The following is a 22,665-nucleotide window of genomic DNA, read 5'->3' as shown; positions in this document are numbered from 1 at the left end:
TCGCCCGATGCTCAATGCTGCTGAGAGTCGACACGATGATGCGTGCGGCATCCTCACCCAGATCCCCGGTAGCGACTGCTTGTGCGACGGTGGGGAACTTCGGCGGCAACAGGCCACCGGTGAGCGACCCCCGCACCGCCACCGCCTGCCCCAACGCAGCACGCCGTGCAGCGGTCGCCTCCGACACCCCGGTCAACCGTGCCGTCAACTCGGCTGGGGTGCGGCACCCATTACGGGCGGAGAGCCGTTCCGCACCGAGACCCTTCGGGGAGCGTTCCAGGATCTCCCCAGCACAATGCGCACGCAACGCATCCACCTTCCGACCCAGGGTCTCCACCGCCCGGGTCGCGGTCAACAGCACCTCATCACCGAGACCGTGCACACCCGTCGCGGGCAGCACGTCATCCAGCGCCGCCGTGAGCGCGTCGAACGCATCCGACAGTGCCGCCGTGGAGGCGGCGACCGGTGCGTTCGGACTGTTCATACAACCAAGTCAACCAGCACCCACCGACATTCAGAACCTACTCCTGACCAGGTATTTCACCTGTGGATAACCCGGCCGAACGGACACCTGTGGACGGAAAGGCAATCCCGTCAGACGCCAGAGCCTCCGCTGTACCGATACGGACCCACAAACGACCGCGGTCACTCCGCGAGACTGTCAACGTGTCCATCCCGGAGCTCCCCCTGACCGGCGGCAACGCGTCGCCCTTCGTCCTGCGGGCGGGCAACACCGTGCGTAAACCGTGGACTGAATCGACTCCGAGCGTTCAGCGGCTCCTGAAACACCTCCACGACGAGGTCGGCGACGTCGTTCCCGAGCACCTTGGCAGAGACGACCACGGCCGCCAGATCCTGGAGTTCGTCCCGGGCATCGAGGCGATGAGCTCCATGCCGATCGACGAGGCGGATGCCGCACGCGTCGGCGCGAGCATCCGCGCGCTCCACGAAGCTGCCGCATCCTTCGAACGCACCGAAGCGGATATCTGGACGTCGGCGATGCGAAGCGCCGGCGACGAGGTCATCGGTCACAACGACCTCGCGCCGTGGAACCTGATCCGTGACGGCGACCGATGGACGTTCATCGACTGGGACGGCGCGGGGCCGACGACCAGGGTCGCCGATCTCGGCTACGCGGCGCGTGCGTTCGCACAGCTCGACCACGAGCACGAACTCGACGAGTCCATTCCGCTGCTCCGGGCAGTTCTCGACGGCTACGACGCCTCGCCCGAGATGCGGACGGCGCTGCCGTCGTCGATGGTCGAGCGCACCGAGGCGATGCGCGACCTCCTCATAGACAGCATCGCAACGGGAACGCAGCCGTGGGCGAGCATGGCGGTCGACGGCCATGCCGACTTCTGGGCAGGCGCACTCGACCACCTCCTCCGCCACCGCGCCGAGATCGAGCTCGCCCTTCGCTGACCGCACCCGCACCGCCCGGTTTCCGGCCACCCCCTCCCCCGCCGTACCCTTGATGCCGATGACGAACGGTGCCCCCTCGAATCATTCCCCCCGCCACTCCGCCGTCGACCCGAGCGACGACTCCGCCGCCGCGCGCCAGGTGCGCAGCGGCGAGGTGCCCGAAGCGCTGCGCTCCGACGTGCGCTTCCTCGGCGAGCTGCTCGGACGCGTTCTGGCCGAGTCCGGCGGACCGGATCTGCTCGATGATGTCGAAAAGTTACGTGCACTGACGATCGACGCGTACGAGCGCAATGGTGAGGCATCCATCGAGGATGCCGAGGCGCTGGTGGAGAGCTTCAGTCTCGACCGCGCTGAGCAGGTGGCCCGCGCGTTCACGTGCTACTTCCACCTGGTCAACCTCGCCGAGGAGCGGCACCGCGTGCGCGTGCTGCTCGCACGCGACCCATGGAGCACCGATGGCCATCGGCCGGCCGAATCGTTCGCGAGCGCGTTCGCCGCGCTCAGCGACGAGGTCGGCGATGCGGAGGCGCGCAAACGCGTCGCGAACCTGGAGTTCCGCCCGGTGCTCACGGCGCATCCGACCGAGGCGCGTCGCCGCGCCATCGCTTATGCCATCCGTCGCATCAGCGAACTCGTTGCCGAACATGACGACCCGCGCCTCGGCACGCTCGCCCGTATGGAGAACGAGCGGCAGCTACTGGCCGAGATCGACACGCTGTGGCGCACGGCGCCGCTGCGCTCCAACCGCCCGACGCCCCTCGACGAGGTGCGAACGGCCATGAACATCTTCGATCAGACACTGTTCCAGGTGCTTCCGCGTGTGTACCGGCTGATCGACGAGCGGCTTGCGGGACCGGATGCCTCGCCGCGCGCACCCGAGTCCCGCGCCTTCGTGCGGTTCGGCAGCTGGATCGGTGCCGACCGCGACGGCAATCCGTTCGTCACCTCGAAGATCACGCGCAAAGCCGCGGCGATCGCCTCCGAGCACGTGCTGCTCGGCCTGGAGCGCGCCACCGACCGCATCGGGCGCACGCTCACGCTCGACGGAGGCGACACCCCGCCCAGCCTTCAGTTGCAGGACCTCTGGCGCCGGCAGCGCGCACTCACCGAGGAACTCACGGCGGATGTCGCGACCCGCTCCCCCAACGAGCCTCACCGCCGCGTGCTGCTCGTGGTGGCCGAGCGTATCGCCGCCACCCGGAGGCGCAACGCAGACCTGGCCTACGACGGTCCGGATGCCCTGCTCGACGACCTGCGCATCGTGCAGCGGTCGCTCGCAGAGGCGGGCGACCTGCGCAACGCGTACGGCGAGGTGCAGCACCTCATCTGGCAGGTGGAGACGTTCGGCTTCCACCTGGCCGAGCTCGAGGTGCGGCAGCACTCCAAGGTGCACCGGCAGACGCTCGAGGCGATCGCGGCCGGAGCGAACGGCGACGAGGACCTCGACGACCAGAGCGCCGAGGTGCTCGAGGTGTTCCGCGTGATCGCGCACCTGCAGAGCCGCTACGGCGTGGATGCCGCCCGCCGCTACATCATCTCGTTCACCCAGTCCGCGGACGACATCGCCAACGTGTACCGACTGGCCGAGCACGCGCTCGGGTCCGCCGAGGCAGCACCCGTGCTCGACGTCATCCCGCTGTTCGAGACGTTCGACGACCTCAATGCGTCGACGGACATCCTCGACCGCATGATCGAGATCCCCGAGGTGAAGAAGCGCCTCGACCAGACCGGGCGCCGTCTGGAGGTCATGCTCGGCTACTCCGACTCGTCGAAGGATGTCGGCCCCGTCTCCGCGACGCTGGCCCTGTACGATGCGCAAGCCCGGATCGCGGACTGGGCGGAGCGCAACGGCATCGTGCTCACGCTGTTCCACGGCCGCGGCGGGTCGCTCGGACGCGGCGGCGGACCCGCCAACGAGGCCGTGCTGGCGCAACCGCCGGGATCCGTCGACGGGCGCTTCAAGCTCACCGAACAGGGCGAGGTCATCTTCGCCCAGTACGGCGATCCGGTCATCGCCGTGCGGCACCTGGAGCAGATCGCAGCGGCGACCCTGATGGCATCCGCACCATCGATCGGCGGACGCAATGCTCGCGCCGCCGCCGAGTTCTCCGATCTCGCCGCCCAGCTCGACCGCGTCAGCCGCGAGCGCTTCTTCCAGCTGGTGCGCTCCGAAGGATTCGCCCCGTGGTTCGGGCTCGTCACCCCGCAGGAGGAGATCGGCCTGCTCGCGCTCGGCTCGCGCCCGGCCCGCCGCGGGCTCTCACTGGAGTCGCTCGAAGACCTTCGCGCGATCCCGTGGGTCTTCGCCTGGACGCAGGCCCGCATCAACCTCACCGGCTGGTTCGGCCTCGGCTCCGCGCTCGCCGCCGTGGGCGACGAGAAGCTGCTGCGGGATGCCTACGACCGCTGGCCCCTGTTCCGCACCATGATCGAGAACGTCGAGATGTCGCTCGCGAAGACGGACGAGCGGCTCGCCAGGCGTTACCTCGCCCTCGGCGACCGGCAGGATCTCGCCGATCTGGTGCTCGAGGAGATGGCGCTGACGCGGGAGTGGGCTCTGAAGACGAGCGGCGCATCCGAGCTCCTGGCAGACCGGCCCGTCCTGCGCCGTGCCGTGCGGCTGCGCAGCCCGTACGTCGACGCGCTCTCCCTGCTGCAGCTCCGGGCCCTGCGAGCGCTTCGCAGCGACGCGGATGCCTCCACCATCGACGACACGCAGCAGGACGAGCTGCGCCGCCTGTTGCTCCTCGCCGTGAACGGAGTCGCCGCCGGCCTGCAGAACACCGGCTGAGCTCGGTTGCGGCGGTAGGCTCACCCTGGCGACGAAAGGGGGCGCATGCGCGCAACGGTGAAAGACGTCGCCGCGCTCGCCGGTGTTTCGGCCAAGACCGTCTCGAACGTGATCAACGGCGTCGTGTTCGTGCGCCCGCAGACCAAGGAGCGAGTCGAGAAGGCCCTTGCCGAGCTCGACTACGTGCCGAACCTCAGCGCACGGGGACTCCGTAACGGCCGTACGGGCGTCATCGCGCTGGCGCTGCCCGACCTCGCCACCCCGTACTCGGCCGAGATGGCGCACCACTTCGTCGAGGCGGCGCACGAACGCGGCTGGGGCATCCAGATCGAGGAGACCGGTGCCCGCCCGGAGCGCGAAGAGCAGTTGCTCTCCCGTGCGCGAGCGCAGATGGTCGACGGGCTGGTGCTCAACCCGATTGTGTCCGACGAGTTCACTCTGCCCGACGACTCGGCGCATCTTCCGCCCGCAGTGCTCATCGGCGAAGTCGAGCAGAGCAGGCTCGACCAGGTGCGCGTGGACCCCGATCAGGCCGCGTACGACATGACCAGCACCCTCATCGGTCTCGGCCACCGGCGCATCGCCGTTCTGGGTTCACCCGTGCGCACGAACACGTTCACGGCCCGGCTACGCACCGCCGGGTACCGGCGCGCGCTGGCGGATGCGGGCATCCGCCATGATCCCGTGCTCGAGATCGGCTGCGACGACTGGGAACCGCACGGCGGCGCCTCGGCGATGGATGCGTTCCTCGAGCGCTCCCCGCTTCCGGATGCGTTGTTCTGCTTCACGGACTCACTCGCGATCGGAGCGTTGAGCACTCTCTGGCGGCGGGGCATCCAGGTGCCGGGAGGGGTCTCGGTCGCCGGCTTCGACGACATCGCGCACGGCGAGTACGCCTCGCCGCCGTTGACGACCGTGTCGTTCGACAAGCGTGCGTTCACGGACGCCGCGCTGGACCGGCTGGAGGCCCGCATCACCGATCGGGCTCGCGACGCGATGCTCGTCACGGTGCAGCACCGCATCATCGTGCGTGAGAGCACCCGTCACGCCGTCGGCTGAGCCCGTCGAAACCCCTTCGCGGGCCCCGACGGGCTCTCAACCGACCGTAGGTGCGCTCAGCCCTTCAGACCGCTTCCGGTCACACCTTCCACGATGCGGCGCTGGAAGATGAGGTACAGGATGATCAGCGGCAACGCCGCCAGGATCGCTCCTGCCTGGATGTCCGCATAGCGCTGCCCGAAGCTGCCCTGCACCGTGGCGAGTCCCACCGGGATCGTCATGAGGTTCGGGTTGGAGAGCACGAACAGCGGCAGCAGCAGGTTGTTCCACACGCCCACGAACGTGAGGATCGTCACGGCCGCGATGACCGGGCGCGACAGCGGCATGATCACCGACCAATAGATCTTCCACAGGCCGGCGCCGTCGATGCGAGCGGCCTCCTCGAGTTCACGCGGTATGCCGTCGAAGAACTGCTTGAAGATGAACACCGCGATCACGGCGGGCACCTGCGGGAAGATCACCGACCAGTACGTGTTCAGCAGGCTGAGCGCGTTGAGCTCCTGGAAGATCGGCACGATGAGCACCTGGCTCGGGATCATGATGCCCAGGATGATCAGCAGCAGCACCGTGTTCGAGCCGCGGAACCGCAGGCGCGACAGTGCGAACGCGGCCATCGAGGCGAAGAAAACGGTGAGCACGGCGGTGATGACCGACGTGATGGCGCTGGCGATGTACCAGTTCCAGATGTTGCCGGAGGCGAAATACGACGCATACGACGCGAGCGTCGGATTCCAGTTGCTCAGGATCGCCGAAGCCCCCAGAGCCGCCGTGCCATTGTCGGTGAGCGACGTCTTCAGCGCGAAGAGACTGGGGATGAGCCAGATGATCGCGAAGACGATGAGCACGATCAGCGCGACGATGTTGAACGTTCGCCCGCTCACCCGCGACGTGGCGGTCTGACGCGCGGGAGCCGCGCCCGAGACCGGGGACTTGAGACGAGGACGTGGGGTCGAGATCGCCATGTCAGGCCTCCTTCTTAGCCGCGGAACGGTCGGTGAGCTGACGGATGATCGCGATCACGATGATCACGATGAACAGCAGCACGCTCGCCGCTGATGCCGCACCGAGCCGATTGTCGGTGAACGCTGTGCCGGTGATGAGCTGCAGCGAGACCTGAGTGGAGATGCCCGGTCCCCCACCGGTCATCAGGTACACCTGGTCGAAGATCTTGAGGCTGGCGATGATCTGCAGCAGCACCACGAGGGTCGTGGTGCGGGCGAGCATCGGAATCGTGATGAAACGGATCTGCGACCACGCGGACGCCCCGTCGACCGCCGCCGCCTCGTACAACTCGCGCGGGATCTCCTGGAGACCGGCGATGTAGAGCACGAAGTTGAACCCGAGCGTCCACCAGACCGTGGCGATCGCCACGCCGATCATCGCCGTGTTCGGGCTGGAGAGCACGCCGGAACCTGGCGTGATGCCGAACCAGGTCTCCACCATCGCCCAGAGCCCCGTACTCGGTGTGAACACGAACACCCAGATCAGCGAGATCGTCGCCGAAGGAAGGATGAACGGCAGGAAGAAGGCCAGCCGGAAGAACCACTGTCCGCGGTTGAACCGGTTGGTCAGCACCGCGAAGACGAACGCGAGGATGACCAGTGGCGGGGTCGTGTAGAGCGTGAACTGCAGCGTGTGCAGCAGCGAGCTCCAGAAGTCCGGCCTCGTGAGCATCTCGGCGTAGTTGGCGAAGCCTGCGAACGATCCGAGCCCCGTGCGCACCATCGAGGTGTTGAAGAAGCTCATCACGAGCATGTAGATGGTGGGACCGAGCAGGAACGCCAGGTAGAAGACGCCGAACGGGGCGAGGAAGAGCCAGGCGCTCCGGCCATCCTTGCGTTGCAGGGGCGAGCGATAGGTCAGGCCCGAGTTCCGAACGGCACGGGGCCGGGGTCGGGCAGCGGTTGCGGTGGTCACGACGGTGGTACCTCCGGGAGAAAGTGTGGGTTCTAGAGCGGGCTTGGCGTGTTCAGATACACGCTCAACTGGGACTTGATGGCCTGCAGGGCCTCCTGAGGAGACAGCGTGAGCTGCTGCACGAGCCCGAGCTGGGCGCCGACGATGTTCTCGAACGTCGAGCCGGAGCCGCCGTACCACGCCGGGTCGTCGTATACGGCGCTGGAGGCGACCGACGCGTAGTCCGACTGCGGCTTCAGCGTCTTGTACGCAGCGCTCCGCGCCACAGGCTGGTAGGCCGGAATGTGCCCGCCCTTCGCCCAGGTGAGACTCTGGTCGAGCATCGAGCGGATGAACAGCATCGCCTGTTTGCGCTGCTCGGGTGTGCGATCCTTGCGCGGCAGCACGAAGGTGTGCGAGTCGGCCTGGGTGGCGGCCTTGTCGTACAGCGTCGGAACCGGCACGATGCCGAACTTCAGGCCCTTCACCGACTGAGCGGTCGTGATCTCCCACTCACCCTCGAGGTAGAGCCCCGCCTTGCCGGTGAACATGTAGGACTCCGCCGTTGCGTAGTCGAGACCGCTGTTCACCCAGCCCTTCTTCACCCACGACTGCAGTCGGGTGGTGACGTCGTTGAAGACATCTTCATTCACCGTCAGCTTCGACCCGTTGTCGGAAAGGAACGGTGTCGCCTGCGAGTGCTGGTTGTAGAACGTCCAGAACACACGCCATGGCGTCGCGGTCTCGCCGGCCACGTTGGCGATGGTCATCGCCGGACCCTTGGTGACCTTGCTGATCGCCGCCAGCGCGGACTCGAACTCATCCAGGTTGTTGAGCTTCTTCAGGGTGCCGCTCGAGTCCATCAGGCCGGCCTTGCGGCACACGTCGTCGTTGTAGAACATGACGAGCGGATGCGTGTCGAGCGGCACGCAGATGTTCTGTCCGTCCGTGCGCTGCTCGTTCCACGGTCGCTGACTGAAGTCGGATGCACTGAGGCCGACCGAGGCCAGGTCGTCATCCGTGATCGGCTCGAGAAGGCCGCCGTCCCACAGCGGCTTCGCCCGCGTGAGGTGCGAGACCGCCACGTCCGGCGGCTTGTTGCCGACAGTGGCGAGGGTGACCTTCGTGTAGTACGGGTTGCCCCACGCGAACGTCGTCGCCTGGAGTGAGTTCGCGCCGTACTGCTTCTCGTAGCCGGCTTCCATCGCCTGCATGCGGGTGCCGTCGCCGCCGCCGAACAGGTTCCAGTAGATGAGCGTCGAGGTGGGGAGCTTCGTGCCGAAGAGTCCCGCGGCGACTGTCGTGCCGGTGCCGCTGGAGCATCCGGCGAGGAGCGGGACCGTGGCGGCGCCCAGCCCGGCCGCGAGAAAAGCCCGGCGACTCAGGCCCGTGCTGCTTCGTGCCATGTCGTTGACGACCTCCTTGTCGTGCGCCGCTGCCGCGGCGTGGGTGGTGTGGGGGAACCATAGCCGAGCGCGAGCGCTCATTTCAACGTGGTAACGGTAGCACTCGGCGCGACCGGCCAGAAATGGTTCGCGCCCTCACTTCAACGATGTAATGTGGTCGCTGGTTTCGAATGCGGGCATGCACCCGCCTCACCCTGACGACGCACAGACCGACGCACAACGACAAAGGAGTTCTATGTCCCGCGCCACCATCACCGTCGACCGCGATTTCACGGTCGGGCCCGTTCCGAGACGGATCTTCGGTAACTTCGTCGAGCACATGGGCCGGTGCGTCTACACCGGCATCTACGAGCCGGGCCACCCCGATGCAGACGAGAACGGCTACCGGCTGGACGTGCTGGAGCTCGTCAAGGAGCTCGGCGTCACGGTCGTGCGCTACCCGGGCGGCAACTTCGTCTCCGGTTACAACTGGGAGGACGGTGTAGGACCTGTCGACCAGCGTCCTCGCCGTCTCGACGGCGCCTGGCACACCGTGGAGACCAACGCGTTCGGTCTGCACGAGTTCGCAGGCTGGGCGAAGAAGGCGAACGTGGAGATCATGGAGGCGGTCAACCTCGGCACGCGCGGTGTCGAGGCCGCTCGTGAACTCGTCGAGTACGCCAACCACCCTGGCGGCACCTACCTGAGCGACCTGCGCAAGAAGAACGGGGCATCCGAGCCGTTCGACATCAAGCTGTGGTGTCTGGGCAACGAGATGGACGGACCGTGGCAGATCGGCCACAAGACGGCCGACGAGTACGGGCGCCTCGCGCAGGAGGCGGGCAAGGCCATGCGGCTGGTCGACCCGTCGATCGAGCTCGTCGCCTCGGGCAGCTCGAACCGGGGCATGCCCACGTTCGGCTCCTGGGAGCAGACCGTGCTCGGCCACACCTACGACGTGGTCGACTACGTCTCGCTACACGCGTATTACGAGGAGAAAGACGGCGACGCGGCCAGCTTCCTCGCCTCCGGCGTCGACATGGACCTCTTCATCGACGGTGTGATCGCCACCGCCGACGCGGTGCGCGCCAAGGGCAAGCACTCCAAGCACATCAACCTCTCGTTCGACGAGTGGAACGTCTGGTACCTCACGGCTCGCGAGGGCGACGACCAGCTGTCGACGATCGAGGCGCGCGGTGGCTGGCACGAGCATCCGCGGATCATCGAAGACGAGTACAACGTGACGGATGCCGTCGTGGTGGGGACCCTGCTGAACTCGCTGCTGCGCCACGGCGACCGGGTGTCGATCGCCAACCAGGCCCAGCTGGTCAATGTGATCGCACCGATCCGCAGCGAAGAGAACGGACCGGCCTGGCGTCAGTCGATCTTCTGGCCGTTCGCCCGGATGTCCGAACTCGCGAAGGGCGAGATCCTGCGCCTGTCGACCACGAGCGACCGGTTCGAGACCGCGAAATACGGCGACGCCGACCTGGTCGACGCGAGCGCGACGTGGGACGAGGAGAACGGCCGGCTCGCCTTCTTCCTGGCCAACCGGGGGCTGGACGATGCGGCCGAGGTCACGGCGACGCTGCGCGGCTTCGACGCCGCACGCGTCACCCGTGCCGAGGTGCTGACAGTGCCCGAGGGCGCCGACCGCTTCACCACGAACAACGAGCACAACCAGGACCGCGTCGGCCTCAAGCCGCTGAGCGACGTCGCCGTGGACGGCGGCACGCTGCGTGTCACGCTTCCCGCGCTGTCATGGGCCGTCGTCGAGGTGGAAGTCGCGAAGGCGTAGTCCGCAACGGCGAGAAGCGCGCACATCCTCACAGATGGGCGCGCTTCTCGCCTTCTGCCCCACCGTCCCTGAACCACCGGATGTAGTCCTCGGCAGCCGCAGCTGTGTCGTATTGCGACTGGTACCCCGTGTCCTGACGAAGGCGCGAGATGTCCAGCCAACGCAGCGGCTCCGCTGAACCTTCGGGCAGATCGACCTCGAAGCCTGGGACGACGGTCCGGATGGCGTCGACCACATCCGCATTGGTCGTGGCATGCCCCGAACCGACGTTGTACACATCGTGTTCCAGCCGGTCGGCGAGTTGGAGCAACGCGATCGCTCTTCCGGTGTCTTTCACATAGCTGAGGTCGAGCCCGTCACCGGCGCGGGGAGGCACCAGCAGACCGGACAGAGCCGGCTTGATTCCACGCGCAGCGGCAGCGACGAGCGCTGAGGCGGGGAAGAACGGGTCGGGCAGGTGTCCGCCCGGTCCCCACGTTCCGGAGATGCGGGCCTGGACGATCTCGACATCCGTCATGGAACCGAGGTAGCCGCCAAGCAGCTCCGCGATCTTCTTGAACGTCGGAATCACGTGCAGATGGCCCAGCGGGACCGGCTCATCCTCGTGCAGCGCGCCACCGTGTTCGATCCCGCCGTACACGCCGATCGTGCTCGCGGTGACGACGCGTGGCACGTTCCACCTTTGGGCGGCGCTCACAAGGTTGAAGAAGCTGCCGAGACTGCGTCGTGCCGACTCGACTGCGTTCTCTCGCACGGGCGGCCAAGGCATGGACCCGGCAAGATGGACGATGCCCGTGATCGCAGCGTGTTCTCCGATGGCGAGGAACGTCTCGAGGTCGTTCACGTCGCCCCTCACCAGCTGCACCGGCATTCCCGCGAACCTTGGTGGTGGCTCAGAGCGGGAGCGCTGCACAAGCACGCACTCCTCGCCCATCGCGCAGAGCGCCGCGACCACCTGCGAGCCGATGAAGCCCGCACCTCCAGTGACCAGGATCATCCGAGCATCCTTTCTGCGCTGATTCTGATGATCAGCATTACTGACGATCAGCCTACGGTTATCCTCAGGGCATGACAAGTGCTCGCGACGAGGAACTCCCCCTCGGCTTTCTCCTGAAGCACGCGTATCTCGCATACGAGGCGCGCGCGGATGCCGCGCTGGCAAGCGTTGACTTGAATTCCCGCGAGCTCGGCGTGCTCCGGGTGATCGTGCGGAACCCCGGGTCCTCACAGCTTCAGGTGGCGGAGCGGATCGGCATCGATCGCACCACGATGGTCGGGATGCTCGATACTCTGGAGCGCAAGGGAATCATCGCCCGCAAGACCGATCCCTCCGACCGGCGGCGCAACGTCGTCGAGCTCACGAAGGCCGGCGCCGATGCATACGGGAAAGCCCTCCGCATCGTGCAGAAGACCGAGCGCCAATTCCTCGCCGGTACGGACTCGGCAAGCGAGGCCGCACTCCGACGAGTTCTCGTCGCCCTGCACTCCCGTGCGTCGACCGTGACTCACCGGGGCGATGATCCCGCATAGTCGCCGGTCGGGCGCAGCCCGACATTGCTAAGTGCGGTCTCAGCGGCTCGGCGCGCGGGGCGCTCCGGCCAGAACCGCGTAGGCGAGCGGAATCTCCGAGATGCACATCAGCACGATGCCGAGCGGCGCGACGAACTGCAGCAGCAGGATGCCGCCGACCAGGAGCGCGGCGAACACCACGGCGCCGATGGCCCTGCGGATGAGACGTTCGATGCGGCTCAGGCGACGGTCGATGGCAGGCGTCGCGACCGATACGGTGCCGGCATCGATGCGCGTGATCAGCTGATCGATGCGCTGCGGAAGCCGCAGCACGATGCCTGCCGCCGTCAGCGCCTCGCGCGCCACCGAGCGCACGACGTTGCCGCTCTCCTCGCGCATCAGCCTCGTCGCAAACGGCTCGATGGCATCCCAGATGTTGAACTCCGGGTCGAGCGAACTGCAGACGCCCGAGGTGAGCGACATCGAGCGGATGACGAGCAGGAAGTCCTCGGGCAGCTGGAAGGGCAGCGAGCGCACCACTGCGCCGAACTCCTGGCCGAAGTCGCGGAACTCGCGCTGATCCACCTTGCGCAGCTGCGCGAAGCCCATGCCGCCGAACCGGTCGAACAGTCGCGTCATCGCTCGCTCCAGCTCGCCGGTGTCGGCCGTGGGCAGCAGGATGCCTACCTCCTGGATGCTCGTGATCAGCTCTCGACCGTCGCGGGAGGCGACCGCGATGAGCAGCCGCCTCAGTCCGTCGCGTAGTTCGTCGGTGACCTCGCCCATCATGCCGAAGTCGACGAACGTGAGCCGCCATTCCGGGCCGGAGCCGGCACCCGGCACAGGCGTCACGAAGATGTTGCCCGGGTGCGGATCGGCGTGGAAGTAGCCGTGGCCGAAGAGCTGCTCGAACATGACCTCGGCGAAGACCGCGGCCACCTCGGACGGATCGATGCCCGCGGCCCGCAGGGCGTCGACGTCGTTGATCTTGATGGCCGAGACATCGGAGAGCGTGAGCACGCGCCGTGTCGTGCGCTCCCATACGACCTCGGGCACGTTCACCCGCGGATCGTCGGCGAACATCTCGGCGAAACGTTCGGCGCCCATCGCCTCGTGCAGGTAGTCGATCTCCTCGAAGCTCGTCTTCGCGAACTCCGCGACCAGTGCACGAGGGTCGACGTGATCGGAGACGACCCGCAAGCGGCTGAGCCATCCGGCCACCCGGCGAAGCGCAGCGAGGTCGACGTCGACGATGGTCTGGATGCCCGGCCGCTGCACCTTCACGACCACGCCTTCGAAGCCGGTCTCCACGGCATCCCACTCCACGAGCCGGGCCGGGTGCGCCTGCCCGAGAGAGGCCGCCGCCACCGCCTCCTCCCCGAACCAGGCATACGCCTGGTTCAACGGAACACCCAGCTCGGCCTCTGCGAGCTCTTGGATCGCGGAGAAGGATGCCGGTGGCACCTCGTCCTGAAGCCCGGCCAGTTCCGCGGTGATCTCCGGCGGCAGCACGTCGAGTCGCGACGACAGGAACTGTCCCACCTTGATCATGAGCCCGCCGAGCTCGACGGCGAGCACGTGGAAGCGTTGGGCGACCCTCGTCAGCCGAGCCGAGCGACCACGTTCGGTTACGCGTTCCAGACCGATGCGAACGAGGAAGACCTCGTACCACCACGTCTGCACGAGGTAGCGCAGCGCGAACCGCAGAATGCGACGGTAGCGGGAACGAGCGGCCCCGTTCTCAGTGGAAGGAGCCGCTCGCGATCCGGATGCCGACGGCATCCGGTCAGTCCTGGGCGAGGATCGAGTAGAGCTTGCGCCGGGCGTCGTCGAGCACCGCGACCGCCTGGTCCACCTGCTCGCTCGTCCCGGTGCGTCGCACCTGCGCTGCCGCGTGCGCCAGGTCGACGACCGACTTGGGCAGCGGACCTACGCCGAGCAGATCGTGAAGAGCGAACGTTTCCCACGGAGCCGTCTTGCGTGCGGAGGAATCCGTCTCGGCTCTCCCGCTCTCGGTCAGTGAATACGTCTTGCGACCGTCGGCGACCTCCTGCGCGATGAGCCCCTCGTCGACCAGCAGCTGCAGGGTCGGGTACACCGAACCGGCGCTCGGCTTCCAGGCGCCGCCACTGCGTTTCTCGATCTCGGCGATGAGCTGGTAGCCGTGCATCGGCTTCTCGGCCAGAAGCGCGAGGATGGCGGAACGAACGTCGCCGCGTGCTGCGCGCGGGCCTCCCCGGTGCCCCATCAGAATGGAGCGCAGCTGATCGATCGCATCGACCGCGTGGTGCCCGGAACCGGCACCGCCCAGACCGCCGGCACCGAAAGCACCGCTCGTGTACGAACCGCTCATCATGACCTCCAGAGGTGCGCGAACAAATCCACGACATATATCGCGATATATCGCCCAGGCTAGCCCGCGACCACCATCTAGAGAACCTTCGAAAGGAACGCCTTGGTGCGTTCGTGCTGCGGATTCGTCAGAACCTGCCGCGGGTCGCCCGCTTCGACGATGACCCCGCCGTCCATGAAGACGAGCGAGTCGCCCACTTCGCGCGCGAACCCCATCTCATGCGTCACGACGACCATCGTCATGCCGCTCTCCGCGAGTCCTCGCATCACGTCGAGCACTTCTCCGACGAGCTCGGGGTCGAGCGCGCTCGTGGGTTCGTCGAAGAGCATCAGCTTCGGCTCCATCGCCAGAGCCCGGGCGATCGCGACCCGCTGCTGCTGACCGCCCGAGAGCTGCGACGGGTAGTGCGAGGCGTGATTGCCGAGGCCCACCCTGGCGAGCAACTCGCGGCCGTGCGCGACCGCATCCTGTTTGCGGATGCCCTTCACCCGCATCGGCGCCTCCGTCACGTTCTCCAGCGCCGTCATGTGCGGGAACAGGTTGAAGTGCTGGAACACCATGCCGATGTCGCGGCGCTGCAACGCCGCCTCGCCGGGCTTCAGCTCGTAGAGCTTGTCGCCCTTCTGCCGGTATCCGACGAGCTGGCCGTCGACGTAGAGGCGCCCGGCGTCGATGCGCTCGAGGTGGTTGATGCAGCGCAGGAACGTGGACTTGCCCGAGCCGCTCGGCCCGATGACGCACATCACCTCGCCACGGCGCACGTTGAGGCTGATGGACTTCAGCACTTCGTTGCTGCCGAAGCTCTTCGAGACCGCGATCGCCTCCACCATCGGCGAGGATGCCTGCGCGCCGGCCGGTGCCGGATTGATGTTCGTGGCCGCGCCGCTCACCGAGCCGCTCATCCCTTTCCTCCGATGTCGATGCCCACTCCCGCGACCGCTCCCGACGCGTTCACCCCGGCATCCGCCACTCCCACCGCCGGCCTGCCCCGGCCGGTACCCCGGGAGAACCGCTTCTCGAGGAAGTACTGCCCGACCATCAGGATGGAGGTGAAGAACAGGTACCACAACGAAGCCACGATGAGCAGCGGGATGGGCGTGAACGTCTCCGCCGAGATGTCGCGCGAGCGGCCGAACAGGTCGAGCGTGAACGGCACGGCCGCCACCAGCGTGGTGGTCTTCAGCATCGAGATGACCTCGTTGCCTGTCGGTGGGATGATCACGCGCATCGACTGGGGAATGACCACTCGTCGCATGGTCTGCCACCACGACATGCCCAGCGCCTTCGCCGCCTCCTCCTGGCCGGGGTCGACGGAGAGGAGCCCTGCGCGCACGATCTCGGCCATGTAGGCCGCTTCGTTGAGCGACAGTCCGACGACGGAGATGAAGAACAACGGCGGAACCCAGGTGATCGGGATGACCGCCCACGTGTGCACGAACGGGATGCCGATCACGAATGTGTTGTAGATGAGCGTGATGAGGCCCCAGAACACCAGCTGCACATACACCGGAGTGCCGCGGAAGATCCACAGGTAGAGCCAGGCGACGGCCTTCAGCACCGGGTTCGGCGACAGACGCATGACGGCGAGGATGAGCCCGAGGATGATGCCGATGATCATCGAGTAGACGGTGAGCTCGAGCGTGATGAGCGCAGCCTGGCTGATGCGGATGTCGAAGAGGTACTTGGCGACATCCGGCCATCCGAACGCCTTGCGCTGCGCCGCGTCGAGCACGAACAGCACCAGCAGAACGATGAGGATGACGGCGATGGCGATGCGCCACGGATGCCGCAGCTTCACCGCTCTGATCGCCTCCGGCCGCTGGGCGGGAACGGATGCCGTCGGCACGCCGGGCGAGGCGGACGGTGTTCCGCCCGCCTCGCCGGAGGAACGCGAGTCGCTCATCGGCCTACGACGACGCCTTCGATGCAGCGTCGATCTCGATGGTCTTCACCGCGCCGTCGTCGACGCCCCACTTCTTGAGGATCTTCAGGTAGGTGCCGTCGTCGACGAGCGACTGCAGCGTCTTCTGGATCACCTTGGTCAGCGGCGCGCCCTTGTCGACCGCGATTCCATACGGCGCGATGTCGAAGGTCTTGCCCGCCTTCTGGATCTTGCCGCCCTGCTTGCTGATCGCGTACTCCGTGATCGGGGAGTCGGCGCTCATGGCGTCCACTTGACCGAGCACCAGAGCGTTGGTCGCCTGATCCTGTCCGTCGTACTTGAGCACCTGAATGGCCGGCTTGCCGGCATCCGTGCATGCCTTCGACTTCGCGGGAACCTCGTCGGTGTCTTCGTAGGTGCCTGCCTCGACGGCGACCTTGAGCCCGCACGCATTGTCGGGGTCGACTGTCTTGCCCTTCAGCGACGCCCACAGGATGCCGGCGTTGTAGTAGTTGACGAAGTCCACCTGCTTCTCGCGCTCGGTGGTATCGGTGAACGAGGAGACGCCGATGTCGTAACGGCCGCCCGTGATGCTCGGGATGATGTTGTCGAACTTGGCGATCGTGTAGTTCATCTTGACGCCGAGCTTGGCTCCGATGGCGTTGGCGAGGTCGATGTCCCAGCCGATGGGCTTGCCGTTGGCGTCCTTGTACTCGTTCGGCGCATAGGTCGCGTCGACGCCGACCGTGATCTGTCCGGCCTTCGAGATCGTGGACGGCAGCGTCTTGGCGAGCGCGTCGTCTTTCGTCACGCCGTACGGGTTGGATGTGCCGGAGCCGGAGGTCGCCCCGGAACCGGAACCTGAGTTGTCGACGCATCCGGTGAGCAGGAGCGCCGTGGCCACGGCGACCACCGGGAGTGCGTATCGAATTCGCATGGATGTACCTTTCCTCGTCTTTGAGGCGCGACGCGTGCTGTGTGAACGACGACGGGATCGCCGGATGAGACGACTGACTGACGAGAGTCTACGTAAGTCAGAAGCGGGGTCAGAGCACGATCGGGTCGGAAGCGCCTCACGAAAAGGGTAGGGTCCCCGCATTTCACGAACATTTCGTGTCCGGTATCCGGGACGCCGATTTTGCGCGCCGATCGCAGGTGCCCGGCGCAGACGGGAGCGGTCTTACGTAAATAGGCGCACCGGGCGCTGCGGCTCGTTCGGCGCCACGCTCGGCTCGAACTCCTCACCCGTTTCCAGCGACTGGCGGATGCGCCGCTTCTCCTGCACGCTCGAAGTGATGAGAGGCAGTCCGCGCCGGATCGAAGTCTTGATGCGCTCCACGAGAAGCGGCGAGTCGATGCGGTAGCCGTCGAAGTCGGACTCGTGCGCGTACACGCCGACCGGAAGCGTCAGGGCCTGGAAGAACCCGAACAGCGGACGCAGCTGGTGCTCGACGATGAGCGAGTGGCGCTCGCTCCCGCCCGTGGCGGCAAGCAGCACTGGGGTGTCGACCAGCGCGTACTGGTCGACGAAGTCGAAGAAGTGCTTGAAGAGCCCGGTGAAGGATGCCCGGTACACCGGCGAGGCCACCACCAGCAGGTCTGCGGTCTCGACGCGGCGCAGCTCGTCCTCGACGGATCGCGGCAGCGCCTTGCGGTCGAGCACGCCGGCGAACTGCGGGCCGACATCCGTGATGCGGATCACGTGCGGCTCGACCGGCAGCTCCTCTCCGAGCTGTCGCAAGACCTCGTCGATGAGCACGTCGGTCTTCGACGGATTGTGCAGGCTGCCGGAGACGGCGACGACGCGAAGCGGCTCGGTCATGTGCGTCTCTCCTCTCGGTCGGTTCAGCGATCTCGGCGCAGGGACATCACCCTCCCATGCGACGCGGATGCTTTTCGAGGCTAGGCGAGGCCCTCCCCACGCGCCGATCCCGCCGTCATACAGCGACACGGGACCTCGATCTCCGATCGCTACAGGTACTTGGCCGCACCTCTGGCACCGAATGCCTGCCGCACGCCGATCCAGCGGGGAACAGCCCGGTGGTATCGGTCGAAGCGATCGCCGAACCGGCCACGCAGGGCGCGCTCCTCCGCCGGAATCTGCACGCGGTCGATGAGTGCGACGAACCCCGCGGCCGGCAGCAAAGCGGCAACGGACCGCCGCGCCACCGCGTGCGCGACGAGGATGCCGGCCATGGCGAGATAGATCGGGTTGCGCGAGAAGGCGAATGGCCCGTCTGTGACGAGCGAGCTCGCGCGTTCCGGACGCTCGGGAGTGATCGTGGTGCCGTGGCTGCGCAGCGCCGCCACGGCTGACAGAGCGAGGAGTCCGCACCCTGCGATGACGCCGGCGGATGCCGCAGTCGACCAGGGCGTCCGGTGAGACCGGCCCACAAACCGCCCAACGAGCCACGCAATCGCCAGCCAGGCGGGTGGAGGCACCCGTCGCAGAGCATCCGATTCGATGGCCATCAGACGCAACGGTACGCGCGCCGACGCGATGAGTGCCAGGAGTTACGCCTTCTGTCGCGAGCGGTATTCATGACCTGTGAACGGTGCAGATAAGTCCTGGACCTAGCCCTCCGCGACCAGCTCTCGCAGTTGCTCACGCCGCTTCGCCTGCTGCTCCGGGTCGGGAACCGGCAAGGATGCCAGCAGCCGCTGCGTGTAGGCATCCTGCGGTGCCGAGAGCACCTGTTCGCCCGTGCCCTCCTCCACGAGTCGCCCGTGATGCATCACCGCGATGCGGTCGGCCACGATGTCGACGACGGCGAGATCGTGGCTGATGAACAGGCAGGCGAAGCCGAACTCGCTCTGCAGGTCGGCGAACACCTCCAGCACCTTCTGCTGCACCGAGGCGTCGAGCGCGCTCGTCGGCTCGTCCGCGATCAGAAGCGGCGGCTTCAACGCGATGGCGCGTGCCAGGCTGGCCCGCTGGCGTTGGCCGCCGGAGAGCTCGTGCGGGTACCGGTCGCCGTACGCACGCGGCAGCTGCACCGCCTCGAGCAGTTCGTCGACCTTGTCGCGCACATCCGCGACGCTGTCCGCCTTGCCGTGCACGATGAACGGCTCGGCCACGCACTGCGCGATCGTGAGCAGCGGGTTGAAGCTCGACGCCGGATCCTGGAACACGAACCCGAGACGATCGCGCACCGGCCGGAAGCGGCGCTCTGAGACACCGTTCATCTCGTGTCCGAGCACCTTCAGCGAGCCGCCCGTCACCTTCGTCAGCCCGGCGATCGCCCGGCCGATGGTGGTCTTGCCCGAACCCGACTCCCCTACCAGCCCCAGCACCTCGCCAGGCCGGATCGCGAAGTCGACGCCGTCGACCGCGACGAATCCCTTCTGCCCGATGCGACCCGGATACTGGATGCGCAGCCCGGACGCCTTCACGACCGGCTCGCTTCCCGCCCACTCCGCCGGTCGTGCGGCCAGTCTCTCGCGAGCCTGCGCCGTGCCCTCCCCGATGCGGGGGACGGCGGCCAGCAGCTTCTTCGTGTAGTCCTGCTTCGGGTCGGCGAACAGAGTGGAGACGTCCGCCTCCTCCACGAGCTTGCCGTTGTACATCACGGCCACGCGGTCGGCGAGGTCGGCGACGACGCCCATGTTGTGCGTGATGAGCACGATCGCCGAGCCGAACTCGACCCGGCACCGGCGCAGCAGGTCGAGGATTTCCGCCTGAACTGTCACATCGAGCGCGGTGGTCGGTTCGTCGGCGACGATGAGGCGCGGCCCGAGCACCAGTGCCATTGCGATGACGATGCGCTGCTTCTGGCCGCCGGAGAACTGGTGCGGGTAATAGTCCACCCGCGTCTCGGGATCCGGTATGCCCACCTTGCGCAGGATCTCGATCGCCTGCTCGCGTCCCTGAGCCTTCGAGACCTTGCCGTGCGCCCGCAGCCCCTCGACGATCTGCCAGCCCACCTTGTAGACGGGGTTGAGCGCGGTGGACGGCTCCTGGAACACCATCGAAACGGCGGGACCGCGCACCTCGCGCATCTGCCGGTTGCTGAGCGTGACGACATCCACGTGTCCTTGGCTGGTGCTCACCAGCACGGCGCCCGAGGAGGTGGCCGTCTCGGGCAGGAGCCCGAGGATGGTGCGGGCCGTGACCGTCTTGCCGCTGCCGGACTCGCCGACGATGGCCAGCACCTCCCCTGGTGCCACGTGCAGGCTGACCCCGTCGACCGCCTTCACCGCTCCGGCGTCGGTCGCGAACGACACGTTCAGGTCGCGGATGCGCACCGCGTCATCCGTACCGGATGTCTGCGACGCCTTCGCCGCCCCGTTCACTCGCGCGCCCGCGTTCATTCGCGCACCTCGATTCCCTGTTCCTCGATGCCGGCGCCCGGTTCGAGCCCTTCGAGCCCGCCGGGAGCCTCGTTCGGTCCGCTCGGCACGACGCTGATGTCCGCCGTCTCAGCGGACGCCGCGGCTACCGCGCGCCGGCCCCGAAGCCGCGGGTCGGCGAGGTCGTTGAGGCTCTCGCCCACCAGTGTGATGCCGAGCACCACGAGCACGATGGCGAGTCCCGGATACAGTGCGGTCCACCAGATGCCGCTCGTGACATCCGCGATCGCCTTGTTCAGGTCATAGCCCCATTCGCTGGCCGACGACGGCTCGATGCCGAAGCCCAGGAAGCCGAGCCCCGCCAGCGTGAGGATCGCCTCAGAGGCGTTCAGCGTGAAGATCAGCGGCAGCGTCCGCGTCGAGTTGCGGAACACGTGCTTGAACATGATGCGGCCGCTGGATGCTCCGATCACCTTCGCGGACTCCACGTACGCCTCGGACTTGATGCGCACCGCCTCGGCGCGGATCACTCGGAAGTACTGCGGGATGTAGACCACGGTGATCGAGATGGCCGCGGCGAAGATCCCCGCCCACAGCCCGGACTGGCCGCCGGAGATGACGATCGACATCACGATGGCCAGCAGCAGCGTCGGCAGCGCGTAGATCGCGTCGCAGATGACGACCAGCACGCGGTCGATCCAGCCGCCGATGTAGCCGGAGACCAGGCCGAGCAGCACTCCGGCGATGATCGACAGTACGACGGCGATGATGATGACGAGGGCCGCGGTCTGCGCGCCCCAGAGCACCCGGGAGAAGACGTCGTATCCGCCCACAGTCGTGCCCCAGATGTGCGCGGGGCTCGGTGGCTGCTGCGATCCGAAGTCCTTGCCGTCTGCGCCATGCAGCTGCGCGAAGCCGTACGGCGCGATCAGCGGCGCGAAGATCGCCACGAGCACGAACACCGTGGTGATGACGAGGCCGGCGATGAGCATCCCGCGCTGCACGCCGACGGACTGCCGCACCTGGTGAACGACGGGCACCTTCGACCAGATGCTTCGCTTGGCCGGGCGGGAGACCGGCACTGTGGCGGTGGTGGCCATCTCAGTACCTCACCCTCGGGTCGATGAGCGCCGCGATGACGTCGACGACGAAGTTCGTGAACGCGACGATCACCGCCAGCATGACGACGATCCCCTGCACGGCGACGTAGTCGCGGGCCTGCAGGTACTGAGCGAGCTGGAAGCCGAGCCCCTTCCATTCGAACGTCGTCTCGGTGAGAACGGCACCGCCTAGCAGCAGCGCGATCTGCAAGCCCATCACCGTGATGATCGGGATGAGGGCCGGCCGGTACGCGTGCTTGCGCACCAGGCGGAACTCGCTGACGCCGCGCGCGCGACCGGATGCGACGTAGTCGGTCGACAGCGTGCTGATCACGTTGGTGCGCACCAGCCTGAGGAACACCCCTGCGGTGAGGAAGCCGAGCGCGATACCGGGAAGCACAGCGTGCGCCAGCACGTCGCCGAGCACGGCGGGATCGCCGGTCTGGAACGCGTCGATCAGATAGATGCCGGTCGGATGGTCGAGCGACTGCATCGTCAGTTCGTCTCCGGTCGTCGCGCGACCCGAGACGGGCAGCCACCCGAGCCACACCGAGAAGATCAGCTTGAGCAGCAGGCCCGCGAAGAACACCGGGGTCGCGTAGCAGAGGATCGCGAAGATGCGTAGGAGCGCGTCCCAGCCCTTGTCGCGGAAGTAGGCGGCGAGCATCCCGAGCGGGACGCCGACGATGAAGGCCACGATGAGTGCGTAGAACGCGAGCTCGAGCGTTGCGGTGCCATACGTGACCAGAACGGTGGCGACCGGCTGATGGTCGCTGAACGTGGTGCCGAAATTGCCGGTGACGATGCCGCCCAGGTATTGGAAGTACTGAACGATCAGCGGCTGGTCGTAACCGGCCTCGTGGATGCGCCTGGCCAGCTCGTCCGGTGGGAGCCTGCCGCCCTGCGCAGCCGTGATCGGGTCTCCGGTCGTGCGCATCAGGAAGAACACGACGGTCACCAGGATGAACACCGTCGGGATGATGAGCAGGAATCGGATGATGATGTAGCGGAGCAGTCCGCTGCCTGAGCGACTCCTGCCTGGCGCTGATGCCGGTGCCGACGTCTGTGCGAGCGGGTCGGATGCATCGAGCAGGGCTGTCATGACTTCCTCGTTGAACAGATGGTGATGCCGGACGCGCCCCGGTGGTCCGGCCGCTGATGGCCGGACCACCCGAGCGGG

Annotated in this window: 20 protein-coding genes; 5 read left to right on the top strand and 15 right to left on the bottom strand. The window is 66.9% G+C overall.

Annotated elements, in window-relative coordinates; translation table 11 throughout:
• A partial coding sequence (locus ACYVII_RS06540) for a DUF222 domain-containing protein (protein WP_460532812.1) occupies positions 1-484 on the bottom strand: 484 nt, incomplete at its 3' end.
• A 182-nt stretch (positions 485-666) separates the two neighbouring features.
• Between ACYVII_RS06540 and ACYVII_RS06535 the strand changes: the two genes are divergently transcribed.
• The 3 genes from ACYVII_RS06535 to ACYVII_RS06525 are packed head-to-tail and all read left to right on the top strand — an operon-like array spanning position 667 to position 5,272.
• A complete protein-coding gene (locus ACYVII_RS06535) occupies positions 667-1,422 on the top strand; it encodes a phosphotransferase (RefSeq protein WP_460532809.1) in 756 nt (251 codons plus the stop codon).
• Between the two features lie 58 nt (positions 1,423-1,480).
• Positions 1,481-4,213: a phosphoenolpyruvate carboxylase gene (locus tag ACYVII_RS06530; protein WP_460532807.1), complete on the top strand. Its 2,733-nt coding sequence runs from the start codon at positions 1,481-1,483 to the stop codon at positions 4,211-4,213.
• Between the two features lie 45 nt (positions 4,214-4,258).
• Entirely contained in the window at positions 4,259-5,272 is a 1,014-nt protein-coding gene (locus tag ACYVII_RS06525; RefSeq protein WP_460532804.1) for a LacI family DNA-binding transcriptional regulator, read from the top strand.
• Positions 5,273-5,328: 56 nt separating this feature from the next.
• Here ACYVII_RS06525 and ACYVII_RS06520 read toward each other — a convergent pair whose 3' ends face one another.
• The 3 genes from ACYVII_RS06520 to ACYVII_RS06510 are packed head-to-tail and all read right to left on the bottom strand — an operon-like array spanning position 5,329 to position 8,655.
• Positions 5,329-6,234, bottom strand: coding sequence for a carbohydrate ABC transporter permease (locus ACYVII_RS06520; RefSeq protein WP_460532801.1), 906 nt, complete (start codon positions 6,232-6,234; stop codon positions 5,329-5,331).
• A 1-nt stretch (position 6,235) separates the two neighbouring features.
• On the bottom strand, positions 6,236-7,189 hold the full coding sequence (locus tag ACYVII_RS06515; RefSeq protein WP_460532798.1) for a carbohydrate ABC transporter permease: 954 nt from the start codon (positions 7,187-7,189) through the stop codon (positions 6,236-6,238).
• 32 nt (positions 7,190-7,221) lie between these two features.
• Positions 7,222-8,655 (bottom strand): type 2 periplasmic-binding domain-containing protein, encoded by a 1,434-nt coding sequence (locus ACYVII_RS06510; RefSeq protein WP_460532795.1) that lies wholly within the window; start codon positions 8,653-8,655, stop codon positions 7,222-7,224.
• 154 nt (positions 8,656-8,809) lie between these two features.
• Between ACYVII_RS06510 and arfA the strand changes: the two genes are divergently transcribed.
• A complete protein-coding gene (arfA, locus tag ACYVII_RS06505) occupies positions 8,810-10,351 on the top strand; it encodes an alpha-N-arabinofuranosidase (RefSeq protein ID WP_460532792.1) in 1,542 nt (513 codons plus the stop codon).
• 28 nt (positions 10,352-10,379) lie between these two features.
• Here arfA and ACYVII_RS06500 read toward each other — a convergent pair whose 3' ends face one another.
• Positions 10,380-11,348 (bottom strand): NAD-dependent epimerase/dehydratase family protein, encoded by a 969-nt coding sequence (locus ACYVII_RS06500; protein WP_460532789.1) that lies wholly within the window; start codon positions 11,346-11,348, stop codon positions 10,380-10,382.
• 71 nt (positions 11,349-11,419) lie between these two features.
• Between ACYVII_RS06500 and ACYVII_RS06495 the strand changes: the two genes are divergently transcribed.
• Positions 11,420-11,881, top strand: a complete 462-nt coding sequence (locus tag ACYVII_RS06495; protein ID WP_460532786.1) for a MarR family winged helix-turn-helix transcriptional regulator — start codon at positions 11,420-11,422, stop codon at positions 11,879-11,881.
• A gap of 39 nt (positions 11,882-11,920) precedes the next feature.
• On the opposite strand, the gene ACYVII_RS06490 is transcribed toward ACYVII_RS06495, so the two are convergent.
• The 10 genes from ACYVII_RS06490 to ACYVII_RS06445 all read right to left on the bottom strand — a co-directional run bounded on the left by ACYVII_RS06490 (position 11,921) and on the right by ACYVII_RS06445 (position 22,587).
• Entirely contained in the window at positions 11,921-13,642 is a 1,722-nt protein-coding gene (locus tag ACYVII_RS06490; protein WP_460532783.1) for an ABC1 kinase family protein, read from the bottom strand.
• 4 nt (positions 13,643-13,646) lie between these two features.
• Positions 13,647-14,213, bottom strand: coding sequence for a PadR family transcriptional regulator (locus ACYVII_RS06485; RefSeq protein WP_460532780.1), 567 nt, complete (start codon positions 14,211-14,213; stop codon positions 13,647-13,649).
• Between the two features lie 77 nt (positions 14,214-14,290).
• Complete coding sequence (locus ACYVII_RS06480; protein ID WP_460532847.1) at positions 14,291-15,043, bottom strand: amino acid ABC transporter ATP-binding protein; 753 nt, start codon at positions 15,041-15,043, stop codon at positions 14,291-14,293.
• A gap of 68 nt (positions 15,044-15,111) precedes the next feature.
• Positions 15,112-16,116, bottom strand: coding sequence for an amino acid ABC transporter permease (locus tag ACYVII_RS06475; protein ID WP_460532777.1), 1,005 nt, complete (start codon positions 16,114-16,116; stop codon positions 15,112-15,114).
• Positions 16,117-16,120: 4 nt separating this feature from the next.
• Positions 16,121-17,032 (bottom strand): ABC transporter substrate-binding protein, encoded by a 912-nt coding sequence (locus tag ACYVII_RS06470; protein ID WP_460532774.1) that lies wholly within the window; start codon positions 17,030-17,032, stop codon positions 16,121-16,123.
• A gap of 243 nt (positions 17,033-17,275) precedes the next feature.
• Positions 17,276-17,917 carry an FMN reductase gene (gene msuE, locus ACYVII_RS06465; protein WP_460532771.1) on the bottom strand — a complete coding sequence of 214 codons (642 nt, stop codon included), beginning with the start codon at positions 17,915-17,917 and terminating at the stop codon, positions 17,276-17,278.
• A gap of 149 nt (positions 17,918-18,066) precedes the next feature.
• Positions 18,067-18,567: a methyltransferase family protein gene (locus tag ACYVII_RS06460; protein WP_460532768.1), complete on the bottom strand. Its 501-nt coding sequence runs from the start codon at positions 18,565-18,567 to the stop codon at positions 18,067-18,069.
• A 102-nt stretch (positions 18,568-18,669) separates the two neighbouring features.
• Complete coding sequence (locus tag ACYVII_RS06455; protein ID WP_460532765.1) at positions 18,670-20,406, bottom strand: ABC transporter ATP-binding protein; 1,737 nt, start codon at positions 20,404-20,406, stop codon at positions 18,670-18,672.
• Positions 20,403-21,485 carry an ABC transporter permease gene (locus tag ACYVII_RS06450; RefSeq protein WP_460532762.1) on the bottom strand — a complete coding sequence of 361 codons (1,083 nt, stop codon included), beginning with the start codon at positions 21,483-21,485 and terminating at the stop codon, positions 20,403-20,405. The genes ACYVII_RS06455 and ACYVII_RS06450 overlap by 4 nt, the downstream gene beginning before the upstream one ends.
• A gap of 1 nt (position 21,486) precedes the next feature.
• Positions 21,487-22,587 (bottom strand): ABC transporter permease, encoded by a 1,101-nt coding sequence (locus ACYVII_RS06445; protein ID WP_460532759.1) that lies wholly within the window; start codon positions 22,585-22,587, stop codon positions 21,487-21,489.
• Positions 22,588-22,665 lie beyond the last annotated feature (78 nt).

Source organism: Humibacter ginsengiterrae (assembly GCF_054780115.1).
This window is presented reverse-complemented; position numbering and strand designations above follow the sequence as displayed.